This window comes from Cryobacterium sp. TMT1-2-1 (assembly GCF_004403955.1).
Taxonomy (GTDB): Bacteria; Actinomycetota; Actinomycetes; order Actinomycetales; family Microbacteriaceae; genus Cryobacterium; species Cryobacterium psychrotolerans.
On record NZ_SOHC01000010.1, the window covers coordinates 21534 to 32412 of the forward strand.

A 10879-nucleotide genomic window follows, 5' to 3' on the forward strand; every position below is an offset into this window, starting at 1 on the left:
CAGCACCTAAGCAACGGTTCGTCAGCGGGACGTCCACGGACGTAGGTTGGCTACAATTCGCCGAAGTTCCGGAGTCTCGGGGGAGTGGCGTTTGGGAATGGCTGGCCGACGCCGTTGGCCCTGGCATTGGGGTCATGAACCGGCTCAGGAGCCGCCGTTGAGGCTGCGCCGACGCTGGGCCTCAGCCGACGAGCCGGCGTAGCTCGCGCACGGCCGCAGCCACCTCGTCGAGCGGAGCGCGCGACTGCACCAGCCGCTCGACAACCGCGGCCTGCTCCGATCCGGGCCGGCGGTAGCTGCCCAACGCGCCGACGAGCTTGTGCGCGGCGGACTCGGCCTCGTCGGCCAGCACATCGCCCGAGCGGTCTCCACCTCCGGCCTCAACGTACCGCTCGAGTGCCGCGACGCGCTGGTCGGCGAGGTACCCGTACCGCTCCCACATCTCGGCGAGGAAACCGTCGACCGCGTCGGTCACGGTCCCCATCCCAGCGACTCGGACACCAGACGCGGCAGCTCCATCGGGTCGAAGGGCTTCGCCAGCACGCCACGCACGCCCTCGGCTAGCCACCGCTCTCGCTCGGTGGCATCGGCCCGGGCCGTGAGCAGGAGTACCGGGATGTCGCGGGTGCGCGGGTCGGCCTGCAGCAGCGCATACGTTGTCGGGCCGTCGACGCGGGGCATCATCACGTCGAGAAGGACCGCGTCCGGCTGGGAGGCGGCAACTATATCCAGCGCCTCCATACCGGAGGACGCCTCGATCACCCGCAGGCCACCGACTCGCTCAAGGCTGAGTCGGGCGACTGCGCGGATGTCCGGCTCGTCGTCGACGACGAGCACGCAGCGCGTCACGTCTCCTCCTTGCGCCGGAGGGGGCCGGGCCACGGCCCGTTCCGCGGCCTGCGCTGCGGCAGCACGACCGTGAACGTGGAGCCATGCCCGAGGATGCTGTCGACGTCGATGCGGCCGCCGTGCGCATGCACGATGCTTTGGCAGATGGCGAGCCCGAGGCCGCTGCCCTGCTTCTCGCGGGCGTCGCTCACGTCGACCTGCACGAAGCGCTCGAAGATCTGCTCGACCAGGTCGGGCGGGATGCCACGGCCCTTGTCGCACACCTCGAAGCGGATCTCACCCTCTCGCATCCGGGCGGTGACGCGGACCGCGCTGCCGGAGTGGCTGAAGCGGACGGCGTTGCCCAGGAGGTTGACGAGCACCTGGGCGAGTCGGTCGGCATCGCCCCAGCAGATGTCGTCGGAGGTCTCCTGCTCCAGTCGAACGCCGGCCTGAGCGGCCATCCCTTCTACGGCTGCGAGCGCCAGCGCGACCAGGTCGTTCAGCCGGTGAGGACGGCGCACGACGTGCATGTGCCCCGCGGACAGGCGCTCGAGATCGAGGATGTCGGCCACGAGCCGACTGAGGCGGTCGGTGTTGGTGAGGGCGATGTCGACAAGCGACTGCGCCTCGGGCGGCAGTTCGGCGACGACCCCGGCAGCGAGGAGGCCGAGCGAGCCGCGCATCGAGGTCAGCGGGGTGCGCAGCTCATGGCTCACCACCGAGACGAACTCGTCCTTGAGCCGCTCCACCTCCCGCCGCTGGCTGACGTCTTGGAAGACCAGCACTGCGCCGGCTGTCCGGTCGTCCTGCCGCAACGGCGCAAACGAAAGCTGCACCAGGAAGACCTCACCGTCCTGCCGACGGAAGGCGTCGTCCACGCCGACGAGCACCTGCTCGTCGCGCAGCGCCGCGCCGAGCGCACAGTCGTCGTCGTAGCACGAGCTGTCCTGGGGGTGCAGCAACTCGTGCAGCGGCTGGCCAAGCAGTTTTTCGGCCGGTGCCGCGAGCAGGTCGCACGCCGCCGGGTTGACGAGCGCCAGCCGGCCCTCCCCGTCCGTCGCGCAGATCCCGTCGCCCGCCGAACGCAGTACGGAGTCTGTGAGCCGCTGTGCCAGCTCAGCGGCAGCCAGCCGGCGCTGCACCTCCTCGGCGCCGAGCTCGAGCTCGGCCCAGGCGGACATGTCGGCCAGGACTTCCAGGTCCGCGCGGCTCCACGTGCGCGGCACGACGTCGAAGGCGCATAGCGTTCCCACCGCCTGCCCGTCCCAGCGCAGCGGGTAGCCGGCGTAGGCGCGCAGGCGGGGAGGGCCGACGACGAGCGGATTGTCACAGAATCGCGGGTCCGTGGATGCGTCGCCGACGAGCACCGGGGCGTCGTCGACGACGACGAAGTGGCAGAACGACGCGTCGTGATCCAGCGCGGGGTCGGTCTGTCCGGTGCAGGCCACGACCCACAGCCGCGTCTCGTCGACGAGATTGATGTAGACCACCGGCACGTCCAGCAGATGCTTCGCACGATCCACGATCCGGCGGAAGCGCTCCTGGCCCGGCTGGTCGAGCAGCCCTAGCGCCCGCAGCGCCTTGACGCGGGTGTGCTCGCGTGAGGTGGTCACGACGTACGGCTTGGGGAAGTCGTGTGGTGGGGCAGCGGCGGCGGGACCAGCGGCTCGTCCGCCGGGTGCTCGGGGTCGTTGGCCGCTGGACCGACAGCCTGCGCGGTGAGTCCGCCCTCCGGCGCCCCCCCTGTCCCGGCGGCCCGGGGCGTCACCTTCCAGGCCTTCTCGCGCATGGCTTGCTTCACCTGCGCGACGCGTGCGATGACGTTCTTGTACTCGGTGTAGAAGACCGAGGCAACCACGAGGTACAGCCAGAACCACGCCGTGCGGGCGCGGATCTCCGGATCGGCCTGGCGATACGCGAACAACGTCTGCCACGGCCCGACGCTGAGCGTGAAGATGGTCGTGAGGACGAACACCGGGACGAACCAGTCGAGGTGCTGCGGCCCGCCGGCGCGATGGGCGTAGAAGGCGATGAGCGGGAACATTTGGACGCTCAGCCAGGGGTAGACCTCGCGCCAGCCCAGCAGGAAGAAGAAACCGAACCGCTGTCTGGGCGTGAGCCCGGGGTTGCGCAGCGCCCCGAAGAGGTGGCCCAGGGACACCTGGAACCACCCTTGCGCCCAGCGCATCCGCTGGTCCCACAGTGCCTGCAGCGTCGTCGGCGCCAACTCGCGGCTGATGAGGTACGGGTCGGAGCCGATCCGGTAGCCGGCTTCGACGACCCGCAGGGCAGAGTCGATGTCCTCGGTGAGCATCGAGCCGCGGAAGCGCGTCTCGCGCAGCAGCTGCGTGCGCCAGTAGCCGTTTGACCCGCCGAAGATGCCGAACTGGTGCAGCTTCGCCCGGCCGGGGTGGCTGACTGCGTAGATCATCTCGAACTCGACCGCTACGGTGCGCGCCACCCAGGAGGCGTCGCCGTTTCGTACCACCGGGTGGCCCTGCACGACGTCGTACCCATCGGCCATCCAGCGGTAGGCGCGCACGAAGCTGTCTGCCGCGGGCAGGTGGTCGGCATCGAAGACACCAGTGAACTCACCAGTGACGATCTGCAGGGCGGCGTTGACGTTCTGCGCCTTGGACGTGCTCCCCTCCACCTTGAGCAGAGTGAAGCGCGTCTCGCGCTGCGCGAGCTCGCCGAGGACGCGCTCTACCGGGAGCGGGACGGGCGAGTTGTAGGCAAGCACGACCTGCAGGTCGCCGGGGTAGTTCACCCTCAGGAAGGCCTCGACGGTCTCCAGGACGGTGGCGGCCTCATTCGGCAGGTACGCCGCGATGACGGCACTCGCAGGCGGGTACGCCGGACCGCCGTCCTGCTCCTCTGGTGCGGGAGGCGGCTGCGCCGGGTTCAGGGCGAGCAGTCCTTCGACCCAGATCGCGATCCCTGTCACCAGCAGCGAGAAGACGACGACGAGGTAGGCGAACGGTGTGATGTCGAAACCCGCGCGGTCAGCCAACAGGTAGACGAAGTACGGCAGCACAATGCCTATGACGAACGTCAGCGCGACCTGGAACGGCGTGCGCAGCCGCTCGAGAAGCGGCCGAGGCTGGCGCGGTGCCGCGGCCTCGGCGAGCATCTCGGGACGGTACGCGATCGGCCGCAGATCGAGGTGCATCTGCGCGTGCTCGAGCGCCGCGCCGGCCTGCTCGACCGCCTGCTTGGCCGACTGGACGGCGTCGAGCGGGACGTATCCGACGAGCGGGGTAACGCTGACCTTAGAGCCCTCGATGTCCAGGCGGCGGCCGGCGAGGCGTTCGGAGAGTCCCTGCAGCAGGTCGCGCACGTCGTCCGACGACGTCTCCGGCAGCAGCAGCCCGAAGCCGCCATCGGGGGTACGGCCGGCCGTCTCCAGCGGCGTGACCACGGCGCCGAGCACATCGGCGACCTGCCGCAACACCTCGTCGACCCCGCGCTCCCCGAAGCGCGCACGGATGCTCCCGGACTCGTTCAACCCGAGCAGTGCCAAGTGCCCCGAGCGGCCACTGCGCAGCGCCCGCTCGCGCTCCCGGTCGAGCTCGTCCATGAACGTCGCGGACGAGGCCAGCCCCGTGCGGCGGTCAGTCTGCAGTCGGTCAGCAGGCAACGGCGGCCGTAGCCGCTTGGCGTCCACGCGAGCGACCAGGACCGGCAGGTCGAAGGGCTTGGTGATGTAGTCGTCCGCGCCGAGACGCATGCCGGACACCACGTCCGCGGCCTCCGCGCGGCTGGTGAGGAACAACAGGGGCAGGGAACGCAGCCGGGAGTCCTCGCGCAGTCGCTGCACGAGGGTGAAGCCGTCCATGTCCGGCATGTTGACGTCGGAGACGACGACGTCCGGGACCGCCTCGGCCAGTCTCTCCAGCGCCTCGGCGCCGCTGGAGGCCGTCGTGACGCGGTAGCCGGCTGCGAGGAGCCCTTGCGCGACCAGGCCCACGATCATCTCGTCGTCATCGACGACGAGCACCGCGCCCCGGTCGTCGGCTACTGCCCTACCCGTCATCGGGTTACTCCCGGTCAATAACTCCCCCTACGGCCTTCCGGCGCAGGGCTGGAGCGACTGCGTGGTGCCTGTTGAACTCTACATGGCGAGTAGCGCTTGATGGTAGCGCCAGTCCACGTAGTTGGTAGCGCGGTTCTGACGAGGTGGTAGCGGCGGCCCGGGCGGAGTGCCCGGGCCGCTACGGTGTTATTCCCAGTAGGCCTCGTGGGCGCGGGCCTGATCGTTGCGGTGCCTCCGCATGTCGATCTGGCCTAGTACTACAGTCGCGTTTATGGGGCGTGTCCGCGGGTTCGATAGTGATGTCGTTTCGCGGTTTGTTGATGTCGGCGTCGCCAGCGTGAGCGGCTCAGGACGCGTTCGGGGTCCGGCGGCTCGCTGAAGACCAGGCAGACGAGGAGGTGCCTGATTTCGGGCAGGCTCAGGGCGATGAGGTCGCTGTCGTCTGGATGTGGCCCCCTTTTTTGACCGGGTCACGGTCAGGAACGCGTGCGCGAGCATCGAGAGGGTGATATGCCGATACCAGCCGGTGTATTGCCGCACCTGGTAATGATCCAGTCCGGTTTGGCCTTTGCTGGTCTGGAAGCTCTCCTCGATGGCCCAGCGGGCTCCGGCGGCCCGGGCAAGCTCGGCAAGGGCAACACGTTTGGGTCCGTGGGTCAGGTAGTAGGCGATCTCGGTCGGGTCGGCGAGGCTGCGCCTGGCCAGGAGCCAGTACTCGGCGTCGGGGTCGCGTGCACCGTTGATACGTGCCCTGGCCCAGCCGTAGCGGCGATCACCTTTCGAGCCGTTACCGGCGGAGCGAGTCCGCCACGCGGTCGCGGGCAGAGAGGCGATCAGTTCGTCGGCCCGCCATTCGCCGCCCGGGACACTCCCCGTTGTCTTGGCGATGACACGCTGATTCATCGGCACCGCTAGGACGTAGAACACACCCCGATCCTCGAGTGCTTTCCGAAGCGCTGATTGCCGCGTCATAGCTTCGGCAGTACTCGTGCAGATCGGAGTGATGGGGACGACAGTCAGGGCCCACGCGGACACGATGGCCGGGATACCGAACAGGAAGAGAATCAGGCCGGGCAGCCAGATGAGCACATACCCGACGTCCAGCAGCGGAATTAGGAAATCGATGTCTGTGATCAGCGCGGCCAGCGTCCTGCGCTGGCGCCACGGGGGCACCGCACGGATGCCTTCGAACATGCCACGTGCCCACCGGGCCCGCTGGCGCATGAAATGCACGACGTTCGTCGGGACAACAGTAAACGCAACCGCGGTCGGCTCGAAGATCACCCGGCCGCCCTGTTCGAGCAGTCTCCAAGTCACGACGATGTCCTCACCGATGGCATCCGGCCAGCCGCCGATGTCCTTGATTTTCTCCGTGCGGTAGACGGAAAAGGCTCCCTGGGCCACCAGAGTCGCCTGGTACAGGCCCTGCATCCGCTTCACGCCGGCTATGCCCAGGTAGTAGTCCCATTCCTGCATGCGCGTGAGCAGGTTGGCCATCAGGGCCGGGGGTTACACCACGCTATTGGACGCAACCTCACGGCCTCGTCTTTGTACTCAGGAGTGAACTCCCGACGTGATCTTGCCATAGTGAACATTCTCTGTTGTGAGGTGTCCACCCAACGGGGTCAGGGCCAGCCAGGTCGCCAAGATAACTGGGGTGGCGGGCCGCTCCTCCGGCAAGGAGGATGACCGGGCACGTGTCGCCGGCGTTGCCGGTGCTAGGCACGTCATCGTAGTGGAGTGCTGACCCGTCGGAGCTTTCGTAGCTTGGCATCACTCGACGGTACACGGCACAGGAAAGGGAACCGTGCGCGCTTGCGGTCAAACCCTCGCTTTGTTCCAAGCGACGATCAGCGCATTGTGCAGGAGAAAGATTCGGCGAGGGTTGAACGCAACCGGTGACGCCTTGCGATAGACGAAGTCCGTCCGCTCAACGTAGTTGTTGTTCCGAGTCCGGATTCCGATCGCTCCGATTTCGAACATCTGCCTGAGCAGTTGCTTAGTTTCCGCCTCCGCCAACTCTCCGTCCAATTCCTGCTGGATTTCGTGAAGAGTGAACTCGGCAAACTTCACGCTCTTCACCGCTTCAAAGAAGACTCGAGTCTTCTGCTGCCGACCTGCTCGGTCTGTCAGAATTCCTGCCAGATTGTTGGCGACTTCACCGACAAAGTATTGTTCGGCGTAGTTCCGGACCGTCGTGACCGCGTCATGTTCGCTGACAGGTGCCGAGCCTGGATGAACCGCCTGCAAGTGAGTCATCATCGCGATCAGATCTCTTGGGAGGAGGCGCGTGTATGCCAAGAAATAGTCGGGGATACGGGAGTAATGTCCTTGACCGATGTCCGTGCTCAAGTAAGTGTCCGTGAACCTCTTGATGCCTGGTTCCGATACGCGGATCTTCGTGTCGACAAGCGTCCAGAGCTCACTGCCTGATCCGACGCCCGACGGGCTCCAGTCCAAGTACACCGTGTGAGATTTGAGCTTGTTCGAGTCGGTGCTTTCGAGGGCTTCGAACGCTTCTGTCCGTATTGCCGCAACGACGGTTACAGGCAGTCCAATCTTTCCGAGGAAACGATTGACTGACTCAATTGCATGCACAAGCCCGGCCAGAGAAGCCCAATCATCACTCGTCTCAAGGAAGAACGAATCCAATCCGTCCACCGAAATGATGTGCCGGTTCTTGGTGCCAACACGACCAAGTGCTGTCCTAAGCACGGCTGACACCTCGAGCGGGCCAACTGGTTGGTTGGACACATCGAAACCAAAGAAGCCGAGGGAGATCTTGAACGAGGCACTGCTGCTTAACCACCGGGAAACGCTTAGTTTCCAGTCGTCTATCAATAGGCCGCTCTTGACCAGTTCAGCGCGGAGGGATGTGAATTCCTTGGGCGCGTCAAGACCTTCGTCACTCGAGAGAGTTTGGAACACTCGCAGACGTAGGAGGAACTCCCACGCGGACTGAGTGCGCGAGGATCCATGGGATTGTCCTGTCTGAATCTGCGTGACATCAGCGACGGGGAATCCTCGCAGGTCCCAGGAGACAAAGAACCGGTCGAATCTGTCTTCCCACTTGAGTCGGAAGTGCTCAAAAACGGCTGACTTCCCAGCGCCCTTTGGCCCCAAGATGTACCAGGCGAGGCCCGTCGTCATCTGATAGACGGACTCCTTAGTCCAGGTAGCCGTTCAGAAGGAGTTCTGGGTCCTCGGTGGCTTCGTCACTCGCGTCGAGGCGACCAAAATGCAAGGTGCGTAGCGGAGGCGGTTTGATAGCCATGTCCAAACCTTAGAGGGACGCGGCGACACCCCCGACTTCCCACGCCTCCGATGTCTGTTAACCCCTACGGATATGCCCCGCGGAGACTGGCCTGCACAGCCCGCTTGGCCAGGAGAGTCGCCTTTACCCCGCCCGTAAGAAAATCCCGCTCACATGTGTCCTACGGGACACCCTGCGAGACTCGCTCTGTCTTTCAACTAGCGAGACAGGTGAAATCCCGCGCGAAACTGCCGACACGCGAAATTCAGCGTTTCTGCTTTCCGTGGTCACCGGGTCTGAATCTTGCAGAACTCCTGTGCCGTTTTCAAGTCCGCGTCACGCTCGGCGATGGCGATGTCGTCGGTGATATTGATCGGCTCGTCCAACCCTGCGTCGGTCGCGCGCATCCAATACGCCCAGCATGTTCCGGTTCCGCCGGTGGGGTGCCCGTGCTTGGAGGTGAAGCGAACCCCGAGGGGCTGCGTACCGTCAAAAAGTGTCACCGTGTCTCTGAGCCACCCCGCGATCAAGGTGGTGATCGCCCGGTCGTCACTTGTGACGTGGGCGACGGTGAGGCCCCCGGTAACACCCAGGTCAGTCAGTTCGCTGTCGAGGTGCGCGGACAGTGCCGCGAGGGTCCTGGTTGATGTAATGTCCACCCACCAACCAGGCGGATAGTTCAGGCGATAGATAACCCGGCCATCTCGCCACACTTTCGGTAGCCACCTGGCCCGCATCGTTCCGGCCTCATCCCAGTCGGCGACGACCATGGCCCAGTACTCATCGAGCGGGACACCCATCGCATCCGCGTCTTTCTGCAGGGCGCGACGGGCGCCGTTGATTTCGGTACGGTACGGAGCCAGAAGCTCCATGAAAGACGTGAGCCGGTCGTCAGTGGAGTACAGAGTGCGCCCGACAGTATCGAAACGGCTCCAACCGGCAGGGTCGAGAGAGCCGTCAGGTTCTAGTTCTCGGGGCACCGGGGCGAGCGGCCCGAACGAAGTACGAGCAATGCGGTAGTTGCCAGGCATCGGATCATCCACGAGCTCCAGCCCAGAGCGGGCACAAACCTGCATCAGCCGGAGAAGGAATCGTCGATGACGGCCTGAGCCGCTGTGGCTACGTCCTTGAACCGGTCTTCACGAATGGCGGTGACCGGGGTGTCATATCCGAGCCACGGGTTCGCTCCAATGAACCAGGCGCGGGCGACGTGCTCACCTTCAGCCTCGGCCAGCATCGTCCACTGCTCGTAGGCGAACTGAAGGCGTCGCATCGCCTCGTTCTTCGGCGCGGGACCATCGGCCTTCGCCCACCGGTACGGGAGCTTCGCGTCTTTGCTCCCGGATAGAGAGGCAACAAGAGTCGCGCCCAGGGCCCCATTCAATCGGCGAGTGATCTCCCGAATGTCGAGCTTGATCATCCTCGTGTGGGCGGTGGTGACGTGCGTCGTGATAGCCATGTGATCCTCCAATCTCCGGTGGCCGAGATAAACCCGCATAACCACTTCAATACCACCAGTATTACACCAAATTCTGGGTTTTGACCCGGCGGACGCGACTCGATCTCGTATTCTCGGACGATTCCGGCCCCGCTGAAATTCGACGCTCCCGACTGGCCTGAACGCATAGCGAGCAGCATCCGTGGCCAAACAGTTGGCTGCGGCCGGAGTGGGATCCGCTATCCGACGGCAGCGAACGCGCGAGCAGCGGCCAGCACGCGAGGGCCGACTTCATCCGGGTTGCCCTCACGGATGAGCCGCGCCGGCGCCGTGTCTTCGAGCTGGGGATTCATCCCCTGAAACCAAGCTTGGACCACCGGCGGCTGGTCCCGTTCGTTGAGCAGAACAGCGACCTGGTACGCGAGCCTCAACCGGCGAATCGCCTCCGCTGGTGGCTTACGGGTGCCATCGGCCCACTGTCGTACGGCGCGGGTTTCGGTCACGGAACCCAGATAGGCAACCAGCTGGGCGCCCAAGAGCTCGCGCAGCTGGCCGACAAGTTCAGTGGTGTCCGAACGAATGGACATTTCGTACGCCCTCAGTCCGGGCTGGGGTAGTGACATGTGCATAAGTTTAGCCATTTACCACGTTGCATGACACTTTGATCACACTCGAAATCCCACTCAATATGACCGATAATATGTATTATGTCAAGTCGTAATGCATCTATTGCAGAATTTGCAGAATAGGACTCCCCTGATAAGTGCTCCGTCTGGGGCAAAAGACAGCACGAACTTCCACGGATCCACTGGGATGCAGCGGGTGCTGCTGGCATTGGCATGCGTTTCGCGAGCGATGCTCAACGTCGGGAACTTCGTGTCGAGCCATGGTGGAGAAAGAACGGGTGTCCTACACTGGCCGGCGAAAGCACCTCATGAGCGGAAGGAATGCTGGCCCAGACGAAGTCCCCGCTGCGGACCACAAAGAAGGGAAAATCGTGGTCGACTTTACGAGCGACGATCTGTGCGACGCCCTTGTGATTGACCCCGAGGGTAATGAGATCGGCACGCTGGTCCGAATCTACGTGCACCCCGTCCATCGATCCCCTCAGTGGGCTAGCTGTTGTTCCCACTGACGTTGTGAACGCGGTCGATGGGTGATTTGCCGCCGATGCCGGTATGGGGTCTGTGGTGATTGTAGCTATGGATCCAGCCCTGGTAGGTGTCGGCTCGGGCGTGGTCTGAGCTGTAGTGCCGGGCGTAAGCCCACTCGGCTGCGAGAGTGCGGTGGAAGCGCTCGATCTTCCCGTTGGTCTGCGGCC

At 64.7% G+C, this 10879-nt stretch carries 10 protein-coding genes; all 10 read right to left on the bottom strand.

The genetic code is table 11. The features are described from left to right. Positions 1 to 181 precede the first annotated feature (181 nt). Complete coding sequence (locus tag E3T33_RS01450) at positions 182 to 475, bottom strand: hypothetical protein (protein WP_134475680.1); 294 nt, start codon at positions 473 to 475, stop codon at positions 182 to 184. Next, positions 472 to 849: a response regulator gene (locus E3T33_RS01455; protein WP_092324988.1), complete on the bottom strand. Its 378-nt coding sequence runs from the start codon at positions 847 to 849 to the stop codon at positions 472 to 474. The genes E3T33_RS01450 and E3T33_RS01455 overlap by 4 nt, the downstream gene beginning before the upstream one ends. After that, complete coding sequence (locus E3T33_RS01460; RefSeq protein WP_166784359.1) at positions 846 to 2444, bottom strand: ATP-binding protein; 1599 nt, start codon at positions 2442 to 2444, stop codon at positions 846 to 848. Before E3T33_RS01460 ends, E3T33_RS01455 begins: the two co-directional genes overlap by 4 nt. Further along, complete coding sequence (locus E3T33_RS01465; protein WP_092324984.1) at positions 2441 to 4867, bottom strand: response regulator; 2427 nt, start codon at positions 4865 to 4867, stop codon at positions 2441 to 2443. Before E3T33_RS01465 ends, E3T33_RS01460 begins: the two co-directional genes overlap by 4 nt. 186 nt (positions 4868 to 5053) lie before the next feature. Beyond that, on the bottom strand, positions 5054 to 6364 hold the full coding sequence (locus E3T33_RS01470; protein ID WP_134574577.1) for a glycosyltransferase family 2 protein: 1311 nt from the start codon (positions 6362 to 6364) through the stop codon (positions 5054 to 5056). Between the two features lie 324 nt (positions 6365 to 6688). After that, the gene (locus E3T33_RS01480) at positions 6689 to 8017 is read right to left on the bottom strand and encodes a hypothetical protein (protein ID WP_092324982.1); all 1329 of its coding nucleotides are present in this window, start codon (positions 8015 to 8017) and stop codon (positions 6689 to 6691) included. Positions 8018 to 8407: 390 nt separating this feature from the next. After that, positions 8408 to 9163 (bottom strand): hypothetical protein, encoded by a 756-nt coding sequence (locus E3T33_RS01485; protein WP_134574578.1) that lies wholly within the window; start codon positions 9161 to 9163, stop codon positions 8408 to 8410. Positions 9164 to 9195: 32 nt separating this feature from the next. Next, a complete protein-coding gene (locus E3T33_RS01490) occupies positions 9196 to 9579 on the bottom strand; it encodes a hypothetical protein (protein ID WP_092325026.1) in 384 nt (127 codons plus the stop codon). Positions 9580 to 9797: 218 nt separating this feature from the next. Beyond that, complete coding sequence (locus E3T33_RS01495) at positions 9798 to 10181, bottom strand: hypothetical protein (protein WP_198417230.1); 384 nt, start codon at positions 10179 to 10181, stop codon at positions 9798 to 9800. A 492-nt stretch (positions 10182 to 10673) separates the two neighbouring features. After that, on the bottom strand, positions 10674 to 10879 hold a 206-nt coding region (locus E3T33_RS01500), incomplete at its 5' end, for an integrase core domain-containing protein (RefSeq protein ID WP_166784360.1).